General features: G+C 44.7%; 22 protein-coding genes and 1 pseudogene. All 23 read left to right on the plus strand.

What is annotated here, in order from left to right; all coding sequences use genetic code 11:
* Nucleotides 1-6 precede the first annotated feature (6 nt).
* The 23 genes and pseudogenes from DQQ01_RS18080 (at nucleotide 7) to DQQ01_RS06030 (ending at nucleotide 20,039) form a co-directional block, all read left to right on the plus strand.
* Nucleotides 7-1,354 (plus strand): annotated as a pseudogene (locus DQQ01_RS18080) (acetyl-CoA carboxylase biotin carboxylase subunit).
* 32 nt (nucleotides 1,355-1,386) lie between these two features.
* Nucleotides 1,387-3,129, plus strand: coding sequence for an acetyl-CoA carboxylase carboxyltransferase subunit alpha (locus tag DQQ01_RS05925; protein ID WP_111919209.1), 1,743 nt, complete (start codon nucleotides 1,387-1,389; stop codon nucleotides 3,127-3,129).
* 10 nt (nucleotides 3,130-3,139) lie between these two features.
* Entirely contained in the window at nucleotides 3,140-4,219 is a 1,080-nt protein-coding gene (locus tag DQQ01_RS05930) for an NAD(P)H-dependent flavin oxidoreductase (protein WP_111920844.1), read from the plus strand.
* A 261-nt stretch (nucleotides 4,220-4,480) separates the two neighbouring features.
* Nucleotides 4,481-4,816 (plus strand): helix-turn-helix domain-containing protein, encoded by a 336-nt coding sequence (locus DQQ01_RS05935; RefSeq protein WP_162624256.1) that lies wholly within the window; start codon nucleotides 4,481-4,483, stop codon nucleotides 4,814-4,816.
* 74 nt (nucleotides 4,817-4,890) lie between these two features.
* On the plus strand, nucleotides 4,891-5,247 hold the full coding sequence (locus DQQ01_RS05940; protein ID WP_111919213.1) for a VOC family protein: 357 nt from the start codon (nucleotides 4,891-4,893) through the stop codon (nucleotides 5,245-5,247).
* Nucleotides 5,248-5,387: 140 nt separating this feature from the next.
* Nucleotides 5,388-6,836, plus strand: coding sequence for a glutamate--tRNA ligase (gene gltX / locus DQQ01_RS05945; RefSeq protein ID WP_111919215.1), 1,449 nt, complete (start codon nucleotides 5,388-5,390; stop codon nucleotides 6,834-6,836).
* Between the two features lies 1 nt (nucleotide 6,837).
* A complete protein-coding gene (locus tag DQQ01_RS05950; protein WP_111919217.1) occupies nucleotides 6,838-8,712 on the plus strand; it encodes an ATP-dependent helicase in 1,875 nt (624 codons plus the stop codon).
* Nucleotides 8,699-9,343, plus strand: coding sequence for a 4'-phosphopantetheinyl transferase family protein (locus DQQ01_RS05955; protein ID WP_162624257.1), 645 nt, complete (start codon nucleotides 8,699-8,701; stop codon nucleotides 9,341-9,343). Before DQQ01_RS05950 ends, DQQ01_RS05955 begins: the two co-directional genes overlap by 14 nt.
* Before the next feature lie 123 nt (nucleotides 9,344-9,466).
* The gene (locus DQQ01_RS05960) at nucleotides 9,467-10,117 is read left to right on the plus strand and encodes a DUF2238 domain-containing protein (RefSeq protein ID WP_111920845.1); all 651 of its coding nucleotides are present in this window, start codon (nucleotides 9,467-9,469) and stop codon (nucleotides 10,115-10,117) included.
* Nucleotides 10,118-10,197: 80 nt separating this feature from the next.
* Nucleotides 10,198-11,169: a stage III sporulation protein AA gene (gene spoIIIAA, locus DQQ01_RS05965; RefSeq protein WP_111919221.1), complete on the plus strand. Its 972-nt coding sequence runs from the start codon at nucleotides 10,198-10,200 to the stop codon at nucleotides 11,167-11,169.
* Nucleotides 11,163-11,681, plus strand: coding sequence for a stage III sporulation protein AB (locus DQQ01_RS05970; protein WP_111919223.1), 519 nt, complete (start codon nucleotides 11,163-11,165; stop codon nucleotides 11,679-11,681). The genes spoIIIAA and DQQ01_RS05970 overlap by 7 nt, the downstream gene beginning before the upstream one ends.
* Before the next feature lie 22 nt (nucleotides 11,682-11,703).
* Nucleotides 11,704-11,898: a stage III sporulation protein AC gene (spoIIIAC, locus tag DQQ01_RS05975; RefSeq protein ID WP_111919225.1), complete on the plus strand. Its 195-nt coding sequence runs from the start codon at nucleotides 11,704-11,706 to the stop codon at nucleotides 11,896-11,898.
* A 10-nt stretch (nucleotides 11,899-11,908) separates the two neighbouring features.
* Entirely contained in the window at nucleotides 11,909-12,295 is a 387-nt protein-coding gene (locus DQQ01_RS05980; RefSeq protein ID WP_111919227.1) for a SpoIIIAC/SpoIIIAD family protein, read from the plus strand.
* A gap of 59 nt (nucleotides 12,296-12,354) precedes the next feature.
* Entirely contained in the window at nucleotides 12,355-13,515 is a 1,161-nt protein-coding gene (locus DQQ01_RS05985; protein ID WP_242980610.1) for a stage III sporulation protein AE, read from the plus strand.
* A gap of 32 nt (nucleotides 13,516-13,547) precedes the next feature.
* Nucleotides 13,548-13,847 carry a stage III sporulation protein AF gene (locus tag DQQ01_RS05990; protein WP_111919231.1) on the plus strand — a complete coding sequence of 100 codons (300 nt, stop codon included), beginning with the start codon at nucleotides 13,548-13,550 and terminating at the stop codon, nucleotides 13,845-13,847.
* The gene (locus DQQ01_RS05995) at nucleotides 13,844-14,317 is read left to right on the plus strand and encodes a SpoIIIAG-related protein (protein WP_111919233.1); all 474 of its coding nucleotides are present in this window, start codon (nucleotides 13,844-13,846) and stop codon (nucleotides 14,315-14,317) included. Before DQQ01_RS05990 ends, DQQ01_RS05995 begins: the two co-directional genes overlap by 4 nt.
* 12 nt (nucleotides 14,318-14,329) lie before the next feature.
* Nucleotides 14,330-15,049 carry a SpoIIIAH-like family protein gene (locus DQQ01_RS06000; protein WP_111919235.1) on the plus strand — a complete coding sequence of 240 codons (720 nt, stop codon included), beginning with the start codon at nucleotides 14,330-14,332 and terminating at the stop codon, nucleotides 15,047-15,049.
* 82 nt (nucleotides 15,050-15,131) lie between these two features.
* Nucleotides 15,132-16,724: a peptide chain release factor 3 gene (locus tag DQQ01_RS06005; RefSeq protein ID WP_111919237.1), complete on the plus strand. Its 1,593-nt coding sequence runs from the start codon at nucleotides 15,132-15,134 to the stop codon at nucleotides 16,722-16,724.
* 114 nt (nucleotides 16,725-16,838) lie between these two features.
* Entirely contained in the window at nucleotides 16,839-17,219 is a 381-nt protein-coding gene (locus tag DQQ01_RS06010; RefSeq protein ID WP_111919239.1) for an Asp23/Gls24 family envelope stress response protein, read from the plus strand.
* Between the two features lie 98 nt (nucleotides 17,220-17,317).
* Nucleotides 17,318-17,725, plus strand: a complete 408-nt coding sequence (gene nusB / locus DQQ01_RS06015; protein WP_111920846.1) for a transcription antitermination factor NusB — start codon at nucleotides 17,318-17,320, stop codon at nucleotides 17,723-17,725.
* Nucleotides 17,722-18,933: an exodeoxyribonuclease VII large subunit gene (gene xseA, locus DQQ01_RS06020; protein WP_111919241.1), complete on the plus strand. Its 1,212-nt coding sequence runs from the start codon at nucleotides 17,722-17,724 to the stop codon at nucleotides 18,931-18,933. The genes nusB and xseA overlap by 4 nt, the downstream gene beginning before the upstream one ends.
* 1 nt (nucleotide 18,934) lies before the next feature.
* Nucleotides 18,935-19,159 carry an exodeoxyribonuclease VII small subunit gene (gene xseB / locus DQQ01_RS06025; RefSeq protein WP_111919243.1) on the plus strand — a complete coding sequence of 75 codons (225 nt, stop codon included), beginning with the start codon at nucleotides 18,935-18,937 and terminating at the stop codon, nucleotides 19,157-19,159.
* A complete protein-coding gene (locus DQQ01_RS06030; protein ID WP_111919245.1) occupies nucleotides 19,149-20,039 on the plus strand; it encodes a polyprenyl synthetase family protein in 891 nt (296 codons plus the stop codon). Before xseB ends, DQQ01_RS06030 begins: the two co-directional genes overlap by 11 nt.
* Nucleotides 20,040-20,047 lie beyond the last annotated feature (8 nt).

Consider the following 20,047-nt stretch of genomic DNA (forward strand, 5'->3'; position numbering starts at 1 on the left):
CAGGATATGTTTCAGAAAATCTTAATTGCAAACAGGGGAGAGATTGCTGTGCGGATTATCCGTGCCTGCAGGGAAATGGGAATCTGTACAGTGGCAGTTTATTCCGAGGCAGATAAGGACGCCCTTCATGCGCAACTGGCAGATGAAGCGGTGTGTATCGGACCTGCTTCTCCTTTGGAGAGCTATCTGAATATGGGGCGGATTTTAAGCGCAGCCATTGCCGCAAAGGCAGAAGCCATTCACCCCGGCTTTGGCTTTCTTTCCGAAAACAGCCGTTTTGCAAAAATGTGTGAGGAATGTCATATTGCTTTTATTGGTCCTTCTGCAGAGGTCATAGAAAAAATGGGCAATAAGGCAGAAGCGAGAAAGACCATGGTACAGGCAGGCGTTCCGGTGGTGCCGGGAACAGAAGAACCGGTGTATGAGGCAGAGGAAGCTCTTTTAAGGGCAGAAGAAATCGGTTTTCCCGTTATGATAAAGGCTGCGCTCGGCGGCGGAGGAAAGGGTATGCGGGTGTCTTATGACAGAGAGGATTTTCTGGAGAATTTCCACACAGCCCAGACAGAAACCATACATGCCTTTGCAGATAACGCCATGTATCTGGAACGCTATATTGAGCGTCCCCGGCACATTTGAGGTGCAGATTCTGGCAGACAGGCAGGGACATGCCGTACAGCTTGGAGAAAGAGATTGCTCCATTCAAAGACGTCACCAGAAATTAATTGAAGAATCTCCCTCCTGCGCTGTTTCCGAAGAAATCAGGGAACAACTGGGGGAAACAGCAAAAAAGGCGGCGCTTGCCGTAGGCTATGAAAGTGCAGGAACTATTGAATTTCTTCTGGATAAATCCGGGGAGTTTTTCTTCATGGAAATGAATACCAGAATCCAGGTGGAACACCCGGTCACGGAATTTGTATCCGGGGTAGATTTAATAAAAGAGCAGATTCGTATTGCAGCAGGACTGCCTCTTTCTGTACAACAGGAGGACATTGTTTTAAGAGGACATGCCATTGAGTGTAGAATCAATGCAGAAGACCCCAGGCATCATTTTATGCCCTGTCCGGGAACCATTGAAAATCTGCACATTCCCGGTGGAAAGGGGGTGCGGGTGGATACTGCGGTATATCACGGATATAAAATTCCACCCAACTATGATTCCATGATTATGAAGGTGATTGTCCATGATAAGGACCGGGCGTCCGCTATTGCCAAAATGCGGAGTGTGCTGGGGGAAGTGATTATTGAAGGGGTAAAGACCAATTTGGATTTTCAGTATGATATTTTGAAACAAAAGGACTTTGAAGAGGGAAGAGTGACTACTCATTTTATTGAAGAACACTATTCTTTCGACTAATACAGAAATTTTGCCAAAGGGAGTGACAGGACATGTCCGGATTAAGAGATTTATTTAAGAAAACTGCCGCTGTGCAGACGGAAAAACAACAGGAAGAAACAGGAAAAGCAGAGAGTTTGCAGAGTCCCTCTGTACCGGAGGGTATGTGGGTAAAATGCCCGAAATGCAAAGAATTGCTCTTAAAGGAGGAGGTAGTCCGGCATTCCTACACCTGTCCGAAATGCGGAGGATATTTCCGCATGAAGGCAAAGACCAGAATCAGGCTGGCAGCAGATGAGGGCAGCTTTACCCCCTGGTTTACAGAGGTGGAGGGTAACAACCCCCTGGAGTACCCCGGATATGAGGAAAAGCTGGAGGAATTAAGAGAAAAAACCCATTTAGATGAAGCCCTGTATATCGGAGAGGGAAAAATCGAGGGCACACCTGTGGTTCTTGGCGCCTGTGATACCCGTTTTCTTATGGGAAGTATGGGCTATGCAGTGGGCGAGAAAATTGCCCTTGCCTTTGAACGTGCCGCAAAAGAGAAACTCCCGGTGATTTTATTCTGCTGTTCCGGGGGAGCCCGTATGCAGGAGGGGATTGTATCCCTGATGCAGATGGCAAAAACCTCAGCAGCCATACAAAAGCACAGCAGGGCAGGGCTTCTGTATATATCTGTTTTGACTGACCCTACCATGGGTGGGGTTACGGCAAGCTTTGCCATGCTGGGAGATGTGATTTTGGCAGAACCCCAGGCACTCATTGGCTTTGCGGGTCCCAGAGTCATTGCACAGACCATTGGACAAAAGCTGCCGGAGGGCTTTCAAAGAGCAGAGTTTCTTCTGGAGCATGGTATGCTGGATGGAATTGTGAAAAGGGAAGACTTAAGACAGACTCTGGCAGCTCTTGTGAAGATTCATGAGAGGCGCGATGGATATTGTCAGTTTTCCAGGATTCACATGCCAAAAAAAGAAGAAGAAAAAAAGAACTCCAAAAAACAGGGAACAGGTAAAGCGGTAACAGCCTGGGAGAGAGTAGAGAGAGCCAGAAGCGGAAAGCGTCTGACTGCTTTAGATTATATAGAAACTGTGTTTGACGGCTTTTTGGAACTGCATGGGGATCGGCTTTTCGGCGATGACAGTGCAGTGGCAGGCGGGCTGGCTCTTTTAGACGGACAGCCGGTAACGGTTATCGGTGTGCAGAAGGGGAGAACCACGAAAGAAAACATTTCCAGAAACTTTGGTATGCCTTCTCCGGAAGGGTATCGGAAGGCGTTGCGTCTTATGAAGCAGGCAGAAAAGTTTAAAAGACCGGTGATTACCTTTATTGATACACCCGGCGCCTTCTGCGGTATGGAAGCAGAGGAGAGGGGACAGGGAGAGGCTATTGCCAGAAATCTGTTGGAAATGTCAGATTTAAAGACGCCCATTCTTTCTATTGTCACAGGAGAAGGAGGCAGTGGAGGCGCCCTTGCCCTTGGTATGGGAAATGAGGTCTGGCTTATGGAAAATGCCACCTATTCGATTTTGTCCCCGGAGGGTTTTGCCTCTATTTTATGGAAAGACAGCAAGCGGGCAAAGGAGGCGGCAGAGGTGATGAAGGTCACTGCCAAAGATTTGCTTGAGCTTGGCGTGATTGAGCAGATCATTCCGGAAGAGATTCCTGCCTGTCCGGAAAACAAAAAAGAACTGGCAGAGGATATGAAAAAAAGAATGAAGAAATTTCTCGAAGATTGCAGCAGGCTGACACCGGAGGAACTGGTGCAGCAGCGCTATGAGCGATTTCGCAGAATGTAAAGGAGCAGCCATGGGAAAGACATTGAAAATCGGAGAACTGGAAGCCCGGATTCCTGTGATACAGGGCGGTATGGGAGTAGGAATCAGCCTTTCCTCCCTGGCAGGTGCTGTGGCAGGAGAAGGCGGCATTGGTATGATTTCTACGGCGCAGATTGGTTTTCGGGAGCCGGACTTTGATACAAATCCCTTTGCAGCCAATTACAGAGCCATGGAAAAGGAAATCAAAAAGGCACGAAAGATAGCGGGAAACGGAATTTTAGGTGTTAATATTATGACCGTCACCAGAAATTATGAGCAGTATGTAAGAACCGCGGTAAAGGCAGGAATTGACTTGATTGTATCCGGGGCAGGGCTTCCGGTAGACCTGCCTGCATATACGCAGGGGAGTGGGGTGAAAATTGCCCCTGTTGTGTCTTCTCTGAAATCCTTTACCGTGTTGTGCAGGCTGTGGGAGCGAAAATACAGGCGCTTCCCAGACTTTGTGGTAGTGGAAGGTCCAAAGGCAGGGGGACATCTGGGATTTTCAGAAGAAGAGCTGGAAACGTATGAAAAAAATTCTTATGACAGTGTTATAAAATCCATTATAGAAAAAGCCAGGGAGTATGGAGAAAAAGCGGGAATAAAAATACCGGTAATTGCTGCCGGAGGAATTTTTGACAGAGAAGATATGCGGCATGCCATGGAGCTTGGGGCAGACGGGGTACAGGTGGGAACCCGTTTTGTAACTACAGAAGAGTGTGACGCGGCAGGGGCTTATAAAGAGGCCTATATTCAGGCAGAAAAAAAGGACATTTGCATTGTGAAAAGCCCGGTGGGTATGCCGGCAAGGGCGGTGAAAAACAGGTTTTTGAAGGATACAGAAGAAAAGCCTGTGAAACTTGGACATTGCTATCAATGTATTTCCACCTGTAAACAAAGAGATATTCCCTACTGTATTACAGAAGCTCTGGTAAACGCAGCGAAGGGGGATATGGAGCATGCTCTCGTGTTTTGCGGGGAGAATGCATGGAAATGTAAAAAAATAGAAAAAGTGAAAGATATTATGGAGGAGTTTGCACAGGCGGCATATGAAAAAGGGGAGTTTTCATAGGTCGTGTCTGTAAAATGTTTTACAATTCATAGAAGATATCTTATACGGGGTGCACTTTGAGTCTTGGATTCACAGTACACCCCTCATTGTTAAAAAAATACTGTTTTTATGTTATCGTTTTTTTCTGTATTGTGCAGAAAAGCTTCTCTTGCAAACTTGCAGACACTAAATGTAGTCTTATGGAAACTATTGGAAGAAATTGATGTTTCGTATACTAAGAGCAGAAAATAATAACTGCAAGTTTACAAAGGAGAAATGACTGTGCAAAAGAGTTTTGGCAGAAGAATTAACAAAATCAGGAAGGAACAGGGAATTACCTCGGAGGCGCTGGCGGGAATCTGCGGTGTGAATCCTGTTTTTATCCGTCAGATTGAAGGCGGTACCAGAACGCCCAGCCTCCCGGTGTTTGTCCGTATTTGCAATGCGCTGGAAATGTCACCGGAATATTTTTTGCAGGACGAGCTAAGGCTTGGGGAGCGCTCCTGCGATAAGGAGGAAATTATAGAAAGTATTTCAAAATTCACGCCTGCGGAGCTGAAAATGGCAAAAAACATTATTCAGGCAATGGGAATTTCTTTTTCAGATAAAGAGGCATAAGCCTTGCCATTTTGTCTGTTTTTTTGTATGCTTATATATAGAAAAATACACAGACATAGAGGAGGACGTTATATATGAGTAAATTAGAAGAATTGGGATTTGAACTGCGCCATGTGGGCATTAACTGTGCAAACGAAGAAGAAGCCTGTACAGTAGCAGACCGTTTTGACACGATTTTCGGCTTTACAAAAAAGATAGGAAACAGTTCTGTATTTGCAGGTACAGCCGTGGAAGCCATGAAAAAACCATATCTTGGAAAAAACGGACACATTGCCATTGGAACTACAGATGTAAAAGAGGCAGTTGCCTATCTGGAAAGTCAGGGTGTGGAGTTTGACATGGAAACTGCCAAATACAAAAATGAGAAAATGATTGCTGTTTATATGAAAGAAGAAATCGGCGGTTTTGCCGTGCATCTGGTACAGAAATAAGAGAGAATCAAAAGAAACCCGAATTACCACTTGAAAATAGGAAAGGGTTTGAGTATAATTTTCATAGTGACGGGGCTGTCGCACAAAACTTCCATGCGGCTGCCCCTGCTTTTTGTAAACATAAAGGAGAGATATAGAAAATGAGCACAGTAAGAACAAGATTTGCACCAAGTCCTACAGGAAGAATGCATGTGGGAAACTTAAGAACCGCTCTTTATGCCTACCTGATTGCAAAGCATGAAGGTGGAAGCTTTATGCTGCGTATTGAGGATACAGACCAGGAGCGTTTTGTGGAAGGCGCTTTGGATATTATTTACCGCACACTTGCAAAAACAGGTCTGGTTCACGATGAAGGCCCGGATAAGGACGGAGGCTATGGTCCTTATGTGCAGAGTGAAAGAAATGCACAGGGAATTTATTTGAAATATGCAAAACAGTTGATTGACCAGGGAGATGCTTATTACTGTTTCTGTACCAAGGAGCGTCTGGAATCTCTGAAATCCCAGGTGGGAGAAAAAGAAATTGCCATGTATGACAAGCACTGTCTGCATCTGAGCAAGGAAGAGGTAGAGGCAAAGCTGGCAGCAGGAGAGCCTTATGTTATCCGTTTTAATATGCCCACAGAAGGAACGACTACTTTCAGTGATGAAATTTACGGAGACATTACAGTTCCCAACAACGAGCTGGACGATTTGATTCTAATTAAATCCGATGGATATCCAACGTACAACTTTGCAAACGTCATTGATGACCATTTAATGGGCATTACTCATGTGGTGAGGGGCAATGAGTATCTGTCCTCTTCTCCGAAATACAACCGCATTTACGAGGCATTTGGCTGGGAAATTCCTACCTATGTGCACTGCCCGCTGATTACCAACGAGGAACATAAAAAGCTCAGCAAGCGTTCCGGCCATTCTTCTTACGAGGATTTGCTGGAGCAGGGATTTTTGACAGAGGCCATTGTAAACTATGTGGCGCTTTTAGGCTGGTGTCCGGAGGATAACCGAGAAATATTCTCTTTAGAGGAATTGGTGAAGGTGTTTGACTATCATCATATGAGCAAATCTCCGGCGGTATTTGATATCCAGAAGCTGAAATGGTTAAACGGGGAATATATGAAAGCCATGGACGATGAGAAATTCTATGAAATGGCTCTGCCGTATTTAAAACAGGTGATAACAAAAGACCTGGATTTAAAGAAAATTGCCTCCATGGTAAAAACCAGAATCGAAGTATTCCCGGATATCCCGGATTTAATTGATTTCTTTGAAGCAGTACCGGAATACGATATTTCCATGTACACCCACAAAAAGATGAAGACAAACCCGGAAATTTCTTTGGAAGTGCTTACAAAGATACTGCCTGTTCTGGAGAATCAGGAAGATTATACCAATGATGCACTGTATGAACTGCTTTGTGGCTTTGCTAAGGAAAACGGATACAAAAACGGACAGATTCTGTGGCCAATCCGCACCGCTCTTTCCGGTAAACAGATGACACCGGCAGGAGCCACAGAGATTCTGGAGGTGCTGGGAAAAGAGGAAAGTCTGAAGCGTATCCATGCTGCCATTGAAAAGTTAAGCTGAGATGGAGAGAAACACAGCACAGGAAAAGGCCATTCATCATAGTAAGGGCCCTATGATGCTTCTGGCAGGGCCGGGTTCCGGAAAGACCACAACCATGATAAGAAGAATCCGCGTCCTTTTGGCAGAGCAGAAGGTAAATCCTGCAAATATTCTGGTGGTCACCTTTACCAAGGCGGCTGCCAGAGAAATGAAGGAGCGGTTTGAACGGCTTTGTGAAAAGGAAGAGGAACAGCAGAATTACAGGCAGGTGACTTTTGGCACTTTTCACGGCATCTTTTACGGAATTTTAAGACATGCTTACGGGCTGACCAGAAAAAACATTCTCAGCGAAGAACAGAAATACGACATGCTGAGAGAAATTGTCTATGCCCAGAAAATGGAACTGGAGGACGAAAAGGAATTGCTTGAAGGGCTGGCAGGGGAAATCAGCGAGGTGAAAAACAGTCGGATTCCTCTGGGGCATTATTATTCCAGAAACTGTCCGGATGAGGTGTTCCGCCAGATTTATACCCAGTATGTATCCGGGTGTAAAAGGTCAAGACTTCTGGATTTTGACGATATGCTTCTGTATTGCTATGATTTGCTGGACAAAAGACCGGATATTCTTGCAGGATGGCAGAAGAAATTCCGCTATATTCTGGTGGACGAGTTTCAGGATATCAATAAACTGCAGTATGATATTGTGAAAATGCTGGCAGCCCCGGACAATAATCTGTTTATTGTGGGAGATGACGACCAGTCCATTTATGCATTCCGTGGGGCAAAACCGGAGATTATGATGCACTTTCCAAAGGATTTTCCCAAGGTGCAAACAGAACTTCTGGCATGCAATTACCGTTCTACAAAGGAGATTGTGCAGGCAGCGGAAAAAGTGATTGCCCATAATAAACGGAGATTTAAAAAGAAAATCCATACAGAAAATGAGGACGGACGGACGCCTCTTATCAGGGGATTTGCTACAGGAAAGGAAGAGGAACTCTATGTAAAGGACTGCATTTTAAAGGCAAAAGAGGAAGGCTGTCCTTTAGAGGAGATTGCAGTGCTTTATCGTACCAATTCCGGAGCAGGCTCTCTGTTGGATACCCTTTTGGAATATCAGATACCATTTCAGATGCGGGATACGCTTCCTAATCTTTATGAGCATTGGATTGCAGGAAATTTTATTTCTTATATGAAGCTTGCCATGGGGGACAGAAGCCGTCAGGAGTTTTTGAAGGTAATGAACCGCCCTAATCGGTATATTTCCCGTAATGCCCTGGAAGACTCCCAGGTGTCTTTTGAAGCCCTGCGGTGGTTTTATGAGGGCAAGGAATGGCTGTGCGACAGGATTGACAAGTTTGAAGAGGATTTGAAAAAAATGAAGGTCATGACTCCATACGCGGCTATCAACTATATTCGGCACGGCATCGGATATGAGGAATATTTAAAGGGCTATGCAGCATACAGAAAGTTGAATATGGAGGATTTGTACGAGGTTATGGAGGAACTGGCAGAAAGCGCCAGGGGTTATAAAACCTATGAGGATTGGTTTCGCCATATTACAGAGTATACTCAAAAGCTGAAAGAGCAGGCAAAGACCCGGGTTTCAGGAAAAAGCGGCGTGGTAATATCCACTCTGCACAGCATTAAGGGACTGGAATTTGACCGGGTGTTTTTAATGGACGTGAATGAGGGCACCATACCTTATCACAAGGCAGTAACAGAAAGTGCGATTGAGGAAGAGCGGCGGCTGTTTTATGTGGGTATAACTCGCGCCAGGAAGGAACTGAGCATGCTCTACGCAAAGGAGCGCCATGAGAAAAAGCTGGAGCCTTCCAGATTTCTTACAGAAACTGGAATTTCGGAGGAAAGAGGAAACCGCTATGAAGCAGGATAGAGCTGTGATACATATTTACACAGGAAGAGTACAGGAGCTAACAGAGGACTGTGTAAAGGAAAATAAACGGCAGAGTATCTGCGGCCTCCGGCTTCTGGCATACGCCTTGCTGGACACAGGGCATAAAGAAGTTTTCTGTGAGAAAAACCCGGAGGAAGAGGTAGCAGAATATCTTACAGGCAGAATAAAGAGAAGAGCGCAGGGAAAGCCCTATTTTCCTGCATACTCCTCTGTTTTTTTTAATATCAGCCATACTGGGGAATATGCAGCCTGTGCAGTAGCAGAAGCAGAGTGCGGGCTTGACATACAAAGAGTGCAGCCCATAAAACGGGAGCGCCTGTTACAAAGAACACTTTCAGAAGCAGAGTACAGATTGGTTTTGAAGTCCGAAGACCGGGATAGAACGTTTTGCTGTCTGTGGACACAGAAGGAAAGTTTTTTAAAGCTTACGGGAGAAGGGCTTACCAGGGATTTAAGGACTCTTGAAAAGCCTGTCTGGTACGAACCATTCACTCCCTTTGAGCAGGTAGAGGGGTGCATCAGTGCAGACAGCCTCAGCAGTTGTGTGTACAAAAAGGTGACAGGAGAAGTATACAGAGAGAAACTTCTGGCAGAACTGGGATCCCTGTAAGTACTCAGCATTATTTTGAGAAAATTATTTAGAAAAACTTTCGTTTTTTTACTTCTGTTTCTTAGAAAAAATTTTTTATTATATCTGATAGAAAGAAACACTTTTGACACACAGGAGGAAAAAATGGAAGAGAAAAAAATAAAAGCAGTCTGGTATGCCAGTATTGTCATTTACGGTATTACGCTATTGTACAGTTTTTGGAAAAATATGCAGACAGAGGACTGGCATAGCGTCGGTATGGCGTTTGTGGCAATGCTGACGCCCTGTATTGTCCCGGCTCTGTTTCGATTGTTTCGGTGGAAACCAGTTTATGAAATTTATCTCCTTTCCAATGGTTTTACCTATTTTGCCAGCATCTGGGGAGGTTCTTTAAATGCGTACCGCTTTTGGGGGTATGATAAACTTCTGCATTTTGCCAGTGGCTGGCTGCTTTGTACAGCAACAGCATTACTTTATTTTGTTGTAAAACAGAGTTGCCAGTGGAAGGATAAAAGGGAGTACCGGATTTTTCTTATCTTCTTAAACGCAGGGAATATGGCGGCAGCGGAAATCTGGGAGTTTTTTGAATATGCCATGCTGGTGTTTTTTCAAAATGACTGTATCAATCATTATACCCAGGGAGTCCATGACAGCATGAACGATATGCTCTGTGCCACAACAGCAGGGCTTTTGATGACTCTTTGTTTTGTGAGATATGAAAAAACAGGAAAATCCAATTTTCTTATACGCATTTGTGAAAAATTTTGTGAAAGAAATATAAGAACAGAGTTTTAAGAGAATACCGCAGAATACAGTGGTTTATCAGTCATAAATAAGGATTGTCCTCATATATTATTTTAAAGAGGTGAGGAAAGATGAATCAGACAGAGATTACACGGCTTTTTCCTGTGCGTATCCGGCGGGCGCTCGCAAAGGCCTGCCCGGATATGAAGCAGCTTTATGAAATCCGGCTTCGTGTCAATGCACCCGTCATCTTGATTTATCAGGGAAAAGAATTTTTCCTGACAGAGGACGGCAGACTTTCCCCCAGGGAAACAGAAGCCTGTTTTGCCGGCGCAGGGGATTTAAAAGAAACTATGGAATATATCAGCAGTTATTCCATGTATGCCTTTGAGGAAGAAATCCGCCAGGGATTTCTGACTATTCAGGGAGGACACAGAGTGGGAATTGCAGGGAAAACCATTCTGGAAGGAAACAAAATTAAAAGTGTAAAATACATATCTTATATTAATCTCAGATTATCACATCAGATAAAAGGGTGTGCAGCACCCATACTTCCCTATATTATAAAAAACAAAAGAATCTGCCATACATTGATTATTTCACCGCCCAGGTGTGGAAAAACTACGCTTTTGCGAGATTTAATCCGCCAGGTCAGCAATGGAAGCAGCTATCTGGACGGGGTTTGCGTAGGCGTGGTAGATGAGCGCTCAGAAATCGGTGGCTCTTATCAGGGGATTCCCCAGAATGATTTGGGAATCCGTACCGATGTTTTGGACTGCTGTCCAAAAGCTGAGGGTATGATGATGCTTATCCGCTCCATGTCCCCGGAGGTGGTGGCTGTAGACGAGCTGGGGGATTATGAGGATATCCATGCCATTGAATCCGTGATTCACTGTGGATGCAGGCTCTTTGCCACAGTTCATGGCAGTTCCATTGAGGATATTAAGAGAAAGCCTCTTCTTCAGCGTCTGATGCAGGAGAAAATTTTTGAGCGGTATATTATCCTTCATTATGAAAAAAGGGCAGGAGAGGTGAAAGCAATCTTTGACGAAAGGGGAACCAGCTTGTATGACTATAAGAGAAGGCAGGGTATTTTATGCTGAAAGCAGCAGGAGCAATACTGGTGATTTTTTCCTGTTCTGCTTTTGGATATAGCAAAAGTCTGGTCTTATCAGGACGGCTTCGGCAGCTTCGGGAAATAGAAAAAATGGTGTTTCTCATTCTGGGGGAAATTACATATAAAAGAGAGGCTCTTCCGGAGGCGCTGTACGGAGTTGCTGTGAAACTTCAGGATCCCTTTTCCTGTTTTTTAGAGGAGGTGTCTAAGGCAGCAGGGGCTTATCAGGGTGCCTGTTTTCAGGAGATTTTCAGAGAAAGAGCAGAAACCTATCTGGGTCATTGTGCACTTACGAAAAAAGACCTGGAGGAATTTGTACAGTTAGGGGAATATCTGGGATATCTGGATATTACCCTGCAGAAAAATACAGTTTCTTTGTATTTGGAGCAACTGAAAAAAGAAATAGAAGACCTTCAAAGAGAGCTTCCCACAAAGCAAAAGCTATACCAGAGTATGGGAACGCTGGGAGGGATTTTTCTGGCTATTATGCTGCTTTAAGACCATATAGAGGGGAGATACCATGGAAGTAAGTTTATTGTTTAAAATCGGCGCAGTGGGGATTCTGGTATCTGTTCTGTGTCAGATACTGAAGCACAGCCAGAGAGAAGAACTGGCATTTCTTACCAGTCTTACCGGGCTTTTATTGGTGCTTTTTTGGGTGCTGCCTTATATTTATGACCTGTTTCACACCATAGAAAATCTGTTTGCGCTGTAAGGAGGAAGCTATGGAGATTTTGAAAATAGTGATGCTGGGAATGACAGGCATGCTTTTAGGGCTTTTCTTAAAAGGGATAAGGGCGGAATATTCCGTATATTTAAGTCTGGCAGCAGGAATCTGTATTTTTTCTTATATGACAGGAAAACTTTCCTATCTTTTTTCCTCTGTGCTTAAATTTCAGGAGTATTTTCCCATTGATGCGGCTTACCTGACTGCGTTGCTGAAAATGACGGGAATTACTTATATCAGCGAATTTGCCTCAGGAATTTGTAAGGACGCAGGCTACAGCGCCATTGCCTCCCAGATTGAAGTGTTTGCAAAGTTGTATATTATGGTGCTGTCCATGCCTGTGCTTCTGGCTTTGATAGAAACCATTCATGGTTTTCTGTCATGAGAAGAGGAAAAAAAATCCTGCTTTTTTTCACGGTATGTTTTCTGAGTGGCTTTTCTTTTTTGGGTACAGTCACAGAGGTTTCCGCTGCATCAGACAGAAGTGCAGAGGAAGAGGAGCAGGAAAAGCAAAATGAGCAGGAGATATCATTGGAAGAGGAGCAGCAGAAAACCCAGACTGCGCTTTTGGAGGATTTGGAGCTTGGACAGATGCAGGAGGCAGTCAATGAACTTTTGGGAGAGGAGAGCTTTCAGGTTCGGGAAATTCTGGTTTCGGTTATCAGAGAAGGCAGACTTTTTACGAAAGAAGGGGCAAAGGAGATTATTTCGGCTTCTTTAAGCAGTCATTTATCCCTGCAAAAAAAAACATTGGTAGAGATTTTGCTCCTGGTGCTTCTGGCAGCCTTGTTTGCCAATTTTTCCAGTGCATTCGGAAAAGGACAGACCGGGGAAGTGAGTTTTTATGTGGTGTATCTGTTTTTGCTGGTGCTTTTGCTTCGCAGCTTTGGAAATATGGGGACAGAGCTGACCGAGAGCCTGAAGGGACTGGTATTTTTTACAAAGGCGCTGATTCCTTCCTATTTTCTGGCAGTGACAGCAGCCACAGGTTCGGTGAGCGCCATGGTTTTTTATGAAATGGTCTTTTTGGTAATCTATTTGGTGCAGACAGTGCTTTTAAAGGTGATTTTACCGGGGATTGAGGCGTATGTACTGATTTCCATGGTTAATTTTCTGCAGAAAGAGGACTTGCTTTCCCGTATGGCAGAGCTTTTTAAAACCCTGCTGGAATGGGGACTGAATGCCTGTACGGCTGTGGTAATCGGTATGCAGGTAATACAAAACATGATAAGCCCGGCTGTGGATACTTTAAAGCGAGATATGCTGGGAAAGGCGGCGGCAGCTCTTCCGGGTATCGGAAATGCCATAGACGGTGTGACAGAGGTAGCCCTTGGAACTGCAGTTTTAATCCGCAATGCTCTGGGAGTGCTGGGAATTTCCATACTTTTGCTTTTAGGCCTTGCTCCTCTTTTGCGTCTGGGGCTTTCCACCCTTCTGTATAAGCTTTTGGCAGCTGTAGTGCAACCGGTATCGGACAGGCGTATAACCGGGTGTCTGCAGGCAGTGGGAGATGGCTGCAGGTTGCTTTTGCGGACACTTTTTACAGCAGAATTGATGCTTTTTATTACCATAGCCGTTCTAACCGTTTCTTTTGGAGGTCATTAGAGGGGACTCTGGGACAAAAGGAGAGTGAGGGTATGACAGGCTTTTCTCATTGGCTGGAAGGGTTGGTGTGTTATTTTATTCTGCTTTTTGCAGTGATGAATTTTCTTCCGGACAGCAGCTATAAAAAATATATTCAGTTTTACATGGGACTTCTGCTGATACTGACGGTATTTTCGCCCCTTCTTGAGTTTTCCGGTGTAGAAGGGACAATCAGGGCTTCTATAGAAAGCTTTCAGGCAGAAGAGGAACAATGGGAGGAAAAAGCAGAGGCATGGGAAAAAGACTGGCAGGAAAAAACAGGAATCATTGAGGGAGTGGAGGTAGAGCCGTGAAGCAGTGGAAGGATATAATGAAAAAAGAAAATCTGGTGGTACTGCTTTTGGTAGGGCTGCTTTTGCTGGTTCTGGCGATTCCGACAGAAAAAAAAGAAAACCGGGACATGGAAGGAAAGGCGGAGCACATACAGACTGAGAAGGAAAAGGACTGGCAGGAAAAAATGGAGAGTCGGCTGGAGGCAGTGCTTTCCAGGGCGGAAGGAGTGGGAGAGGTTCAGGTGTTTTTGACCTGTGAAAGCAGTGGCCGGAAGGTGGTGGAAAAGGACGAGGCAAAAACGGTTTATGAAAAGGACGCAAAAGGCAATGAGCAACCTTATATCACAGCAGAGGAATACCCGCGGATTGCAGGTGTGCTGGTTGTGGCAAAGGGAGGCGGAAATCCGGTGACTGTGGAAAAGATTCAGGCGGCAGTAGAGGTATTATTTCAGGTAGAACCCCATAAAATTAAAGTAATGAAAATGAATTAGAGGAGAATGTGCATGAAAAAAATCTTCAAAAAAAATCAGGTTATCATTACTGCTCTTGCCATTATGATTGCAGTGGCAGGGTACATCAATTATTCAGATAATCATCTGGGTATTGACAAAACACTGAAGAAGGACGCAGATACTGCGGAAACGTCAGCCAGTGATACCGATGCCATTACAGAAGAAATTGAAAGCCTGGACTATGATATCACAGACGAGAGCGCTCTTTTGAAAGAAAACAGTAAGGCTGCAGAGAGCGAGGCTGTGGAGTCGGAAGGAGGAAAGGAGAAAGAAACCGCCAGCGCAGATGGAGAGGAAAACCTGCAGACAGAAACACCAGGGGAAGCAGTTCTGACAGGGGCTTCCGGTTTTGTGGCAGAGGCAAAGGTCAGCAGAGAGCAGGTGCGATCAGCCAATAAGGAAACCCTTCTGGGCATTATCAACAATGAAAACCTGGGAGATGAACAGAAGCAGGAGGCAGTGAATTCCATGGTGAACATGACCAATCTGGCAGAGCAGGAGGCAGCTGCAGAGCTTCTTTTAGACGCTCAGGGATTTCGGGACGTGGTGGTAAATCTTACAGGGGACAGTGCAGATGTCGTTGTGCCAAAAGAATATATGGAGGACGCAAAACGGGCGCAGATAGAGGATATTGTAAAGCGGAAAACCAGTGTAGCAGCAGAAAAAATTGTGATTACACCTTTGGACGGGGGAAACGAGGAAAATGAATAGTTGTGCATAAATCCCCTTGACACATATTTCAACGTATACTAAAATATCGTCAGTGTGCTATATGAGAGAAGGAGGGCCAAACGTGGCTGACTATACCAAAGAAATTACAAAAAGACGTACATTTGCAATTATTTCCCACCCAGATGCCGGTAAAACAACCCTTACCGAGAAATTTCTTCTTTACGGAGGAGCCATTAATCTTGCGGGTAGTGTAAAAGGCAAGGCAACTGCCCGCCATGCGGTTTCTGACTGGATGGAAATAGAAAAGGAAAGAGGTATTTCCGTAACCTCTTCTGTATTGCAGTTTAATTATGATGGCTATTGCATCAACATATTGGATACTCCCGGACATCAGGACTTCTCAGAGGATACCTACCGTACCCTCATGGCAGCAGACTCTGCGGTCATGGTCATTGATGCATCAAAGGGGGTGGAGGCACAGACCAGAAAGCTGTTTAAGGTTTGTGCCATGCGCCATATTCCTATTTTTACATTTATTAACAAGCTGGACAGAGATGCCAACGACACTTTTGATCTGCTAGATGACATTGAGAAGGAGCTGGGAATCCCTACCTGCCCGATAAACTGGCCCATTGGTTCAGGCAAGAAATTCCGCGGCGTATACGACAGGAAAACCGGGAAAGTCCTCACTTTTTCCGATACCATGAAGGGTACTAAGGAGGGGATTGAAGAAGAAATCGGCATTGACGAAGCCCGTCTTGATGAGATTTTAGACCCGGAACAAAAAGAACAGCTTTTAGAGGAAATTGAGCTTTTAGACGGCGCCAGCGCGGAGTTTGATCAGAAGCTGGTAGACGAAGGAAAGCTTTCCCCGGTATGTTTTGGTTCTGCACTTACCAATTTTGGTGTGGAAACCTTTTTAAAGCATTTCCTGAAAATGACTTCCAGTCCGCTTCCAAGAAAAGCAGATATCGGGGAAATTGATCCTATGAAAGAGGATTTTTCTGCCTTTGTGTTTAAGATTCAGGCAAACATGAATAAAAATCACAGGGACAGAATTGCTTTTATGCGTATCTGCTCCGGTAAATTTGAAGCTGCAAGAGAAGTGTTCCATGTACAGGGCAATAAGAAAATGCGCCTTTCCCAGCCACAACAGATGATGGCACAGGATCGTCATGTGGTAGAAGAGGCCTATGCAGGAGATATTATCGGCGTGTTTGACCCGGGTATTTTCTCTATAGGGGATACGGTGTGTGCGCCTGGGAAAAAGTTCGAATATGAGGGGATTCCTACCTTTGCCCCTGAGCATTTTGCCAGAGTCCGTCTTTTGGACAGTATGAAGAGAAAGCAGTTTGTAAAGGGGATTAACCAGATTGCCCAGGAAGGCGCTATTCAGATATTCCAGGAAATCATGGGCGGCATGGAGGAAATCATTGTAGGCGTGGTAGGCGTTCTGCAGTTTGACGTGCTGAAATACCGTCTGGAAAATGAGTACAACGTGGATATCCGTCTGGAAAACCTGCCTTATGAACATATCCGTTGGATTGAAAATAAGGAAGAGGTAGACGTAAAAGCCCTTACCGGAACTTCCGATATGAAGAAGGTTATGGATATGAAGGGAAATCCGCTTTTGCTGTTTATCAACAGTTGGAGCATTGGCATGACACTGGACAGAAATGAAGGTCTGGTGCTGGCAGAATTTTCCAGAAATTAAAGAAAGAAAACAGGAAAAAGCGGTTTTTTACGGGAAAAGTAAAAAACCGCTTTTCATTTTTAAAGGGATTTGGTATAATAAAAAGCAGGATATTTCCTATAGGAGGTTTGAAAAATGGCGGAAGACAGAAACAGATATAAAATACATGATAATGGTTCTCTTGGGGAAGTACAGATTGCAGATGAGGTAGTGGCTATTATTGCAGGACTGGCAGCTACAGAAGTAGAGGGTGTCGGTTCCATGGCTGGAAATATTACAAACGAACTGGTTGGAAAACTGGGTATGAAAAACCTTTCCAGAGGTGTGAAGGTAGACGTTCTGGAAGATGTAGTCTGTGTAGACCTGGCTTTGAATATTGAATATGGATTTAATATTCTGGAAACCAGCAAGAAAGTACAGGAAAGAGTAAAGGCAGCCATTGAAAACATGACAGGGCTGACTGTTTCCGATGTCAACGTGCGGATTGCAAGCGTTGAAATTGACAAGACTAAATAGTTCATTGACAAGTGAAAAAGCGAAAAGCAGGAGATAAGGTGTCTTTTTCAGAGGCACCTTATTTTAAACTGCGGCAAAAAGACAATATGGAGGAATATATGGGAAGACGAGAAATGCGCGAGCATATTTTTAAGCTGCTTTTTTTGAACGAATTTAACGGAAGTGAGGAAATGCCTCAGCAGATACAGTTGTATTTTGACGGGCTGGAGGATTTAAGTCCCATGGAACAGACGTATATGGAAAATAAGTACGCCAAAATCACAGAAAAGCTGGAAGAACTGGACAGCATTCTCAACGAAAAGAGTGCAGGCTGGAAAACAAAACGTATGAGTAAGGTGGATTTGAATATCCTGCGTCTGGCTGTATATGAAATGAAATATGATGAGGACGTTCCGGTTAAGGTAGCCATTAACGAGGCTGTAGAAATCAGCAAAAGCTTTGGCGGAGAGGATTCCGCTTCCTTTGTAAACGGCATACTGGGAAAAATCGCCAGAGAGAGCTTATGAACAGTATTTATTCCGTAGGACAGGTAAATACTTATATCAGAACCATGTTTGACCAGGATTTTATGTTGAATAAAATCTATATAAAGGGTGAGGTGTCCAACTGTAAATACCATACCTCCGGGCATATTTATTTTTCCTTAAAGGACGAAAGCGGAAGTATTTCCTGCGTGATGTTTGCAGGACAGCGAAAAGGGCTGGGCTTTGCCATGAAAAACGGAGATAAGGTGGTTGCAGGAGGAAGCGTCAGCGTGTATGAGCGGGACGGCAAATACCAGCTTTATGCAAGAGAAATCACATTGGAGGGCGCAGGTCTTCTCTATGAGCGGTTTCTGGCGCTGAAAAAGGAGCTGGAAGAAATGGGTATGTTTGCCCCGGAATACAAGCAGTCCATTCCTGTCTGGGCAAAAACTGTAGGTGTGGTAACTGCGCCTACGGGAGCAGCCATACAGGATATCCGAACAGTGGCTGGCAGGAGAAATCCTTATGTTCAGTTGATTCTCTATCCTGCACTGGTACAGGGGGAGGGCGCAAAGGAGAGCATTGTCAGGGGAATTGAAGCCCTGGACGCCTACGGTGTGGACGTGATCATTGTAGGACGAGGTGGAGGTTCCATTGAAGATTTGTGGGCATTTAATGAAGAAGAGGTGGCAAGAGCCATTTTTAACTGCCACACTCCCATTATTTCTGCTGTAGGACATGAAACAGACACCACCATTGCAGATTTTGCGGCAGATTTGCGGGCGCCTACGCCTTCTGCAGCAGCAGAGCTGGCAGTGGCAGACATAAGGGTATTGTTAAATCAGCTTTTAGGCGCAAGGCAAAGGCTTTCCAGAGCCATGGAGAATCATGTTTTCGGTCTTCGCCAGAAAGTGGAGCAGTATGAGAGCAAGCTGAAGTATTTAAGTCCTGCAAGACAGGTACAGGAAAAGAGAACCCGGCTTATGCAGATAGAGGATCGGCTTTGTAGCGCAATGGAAAACAGAATATTTGCTGCCAGACAGCAGCTGGGAATTTATATTGAACGAATGAAGGGCTTATCTCCTCTTGATAAGCTGAATCAGGGCTTTTCCTATGTAGAAAACAAAGAGGCTCATGCAGTGACTTCCATCTCTCAGGTAGAAGAGGGAGAAATGTTAAACATTCAGGTCACAGACGGTAAAATTGTGGCAAAGGTTCTTAACACAAAAAGAGAAGAGAGAGGAGCTTGAAATGGCAGAAACAGAAAAGAATATGCAGGAAACCACCATGGAAGATGCTCTGAAGGAATTGGACGGCATTGTAGAAAGACTGGAGGGCAGAGAGATTTCTCTGGAGGACTCTTTTGCTCTGTACCAGAAGGGAATGGAACTGTTAAAAGAGTGCGGAAGCAAGATTGACACAGTTGAGAAAAAAATGCTCAAACTGAATGAAGACGGTGAGTTAAGTGAATTTTAAAGAAAAATTAAAAGAAAAGACAGCCTGTGCAGAGCAGGTTATTGTTTCTTTTTTGCCAAAGGAGCAGGGCTTTGCATCACATATGGCAGAGGCAATGAATTACAGTATGCAGGCAGGGGGCAAGCGGCTGCGCCCTGTATTTATGGCAGAAATGTACAGTCTGCTGGGAGGAAAAGGAGAACTTGTCTGCCCTTTTATGGCGGCAATGGAAATGATTCATACCCATTCTCTGATACATGATGACCTTCCTGCACTGGACAATGATGAGTACCGCAGAGGAAAGAAAACAACCCATGTGGTATTTGGCGAGTCAGCCGCTATTCTGGCAGGGGACGCTCTTTTAAATTATGCTTATGAAACAGCCTTTCAGGCATTTGAACTGGCAAAGGACGAAAAAGAGCTTCGCCGTGTGGCAGAGGCGTTAAAGCTTCTGGGAGAAAAAACCGGTATCCGGGGCATGTTAGGCGGTCAGGGGGCTGACGTGGAAAATGACGGAAAGCCTTTGGAAAAAGACATGCTGGACTATATTTATGAAAATAAGACCGCTGCTTTGATAGAAGCCTCTCTTATGATAGGAGCGGTACTGGCAGGGGCAGAGGATTTGGATAAAATAGAGCAGATGGGAAGCTGTGTGGGGATTGCCTTTCAGATTCAGGACGATATCTTAGATGTGACAAGCAATCAGGAAGAATTAGGAAAACCGGTAGGCAGCGATGACAAAAATCATAAGACCACATATGTGACCCTGGAAGGAATTGAAAAAGCGGGAGAGGAAGTAAAGCGCCGGACGGATCTTGCAGTGGAGCTTCTGGAAGGACTTCCGGGAGATAAGGAGTTTTTAAGGGAACTGTTTCTTTCTCTTTGTACCCGCAGAAAATAGAGGTGCAG

This window comes from Blautia argi, from assembly GCF_003287895.1.
GTDB classification, from domain to species: Bacteria; Bacillota; Clostridia; order Lachnospirales; family Lachnospiraceae; genus Blautia; species Blautia argi.

Coding starts and splice junctions, on each gene's coding strand:
- DQQ01_RS05925 (WP_111919209.1), top strand. CDS start 1,387: ATGTCCGGATTAAGAGATTTATTTAAGAAAACTGCCGCTGTGCAGACG.
- DQQ01_RS05930 (WP_111920844.1), top strand. CDS start 3,140: ATGGGAAAGACATTGAAAATCGGAGAACTGGAAGCCCGGATTCCTGTG.
- DQQ01_RS05940 (WP_111919213.1), top strand. CDS start 4,891: ATGAGTAAATTAGAAGAATTGGGATTTGAACTGCGCCATGTGGGCATT.
- gltX (WP_111919215.1), top strand. CDS start 5,388: ATGAGCACAGTAAGAACAAGATTTGCACCAAGTCCTACAGGAAGAATG.
- DQQ01_RS05950 (WP_111919217.1), top strand. CDS start 6,838: ATGGAGAGAAACACAGCACAGGAAAAGGCCATTCATCATAGTAAGGGC.
- DQQ01_RS05955 (WP_162624257.1), top strand. CDS start 8,699: ATGAAGCAGGATAGAGCTGTGATACATATTTACACAGGAAGAGTACAG.
- DQQ01_RS05960 (WP_111920845.1), top strand. CDS start 9,467: ATGGAAGAGAAAAAAATAAAAGCAGTCTGGTATGCCAGTATTGTCATT.
- spoIIIAA (WP_111919221.1), top strand. CDS start 10,198: ATGAATCAGACAGAGATTACACGGCTTTTTCCTGTGCGTATCCGGCGG.
- DQQ01_RS05970 (WP_111919223.1), top strand. CDS start 11,163: ATGCTGAAAGCAGCAGGAGCAATACTGGTGATTTTTTCCTGTTCTGCT.
- spoIIIAC (WP_111919225.1), top strand. CDS start 11,704: ATGGAAGTAAGTTTATTGTTTAAAATCGGCGCAGTGGGGATTCTGGTA.
- DQQ01_RS05980 (WP_111919227.1), top strand. CDS start 11,909: ATGGAGATTTTGAAAATAGTGATGCTGGGAATGACAGGCATGCTTTTA.
- DQQ01_RS05990 (WP_111919231.1), top strand. CDS start 13,548: ATGACAGGCTTTTCTCATTGGCTGGAAGGGTTGGTGTGTTATTTTATT.
- DQQ01_RS06000 (WP_111919235.1), top strand. CDS start 14,330: ATGAAAAAAATCTTCAAAAAAAATCAGGTTATCATTACTGCTCTTGCC.
- DQQ01_RS06010 (WP_111919239.1), top strand. CDS start 16,839: ATGGCGGAAGACAGAAACAGATATAAAATACATGATAATGGTTCTCTT.
- nusB (WP_111920846.1), top strand. CDS start 17,318: ATGGGAAGACGAGAAATGCGCGAGCATATTTTTAAGCTGCTTTTTTTG.
- xseA (WP_111919241.1), top strand. CDS start 17,722: ATGAACAGTATTTATTCCGTAGGACAGGTAAATACTTATATCAGAACC.
- xseB (WP_111919243.1), top strand. CDS start 18,935: ATGGCAGAAACAGAAAAGAATATGCAGGAAACCACCATGGAAGATGCT.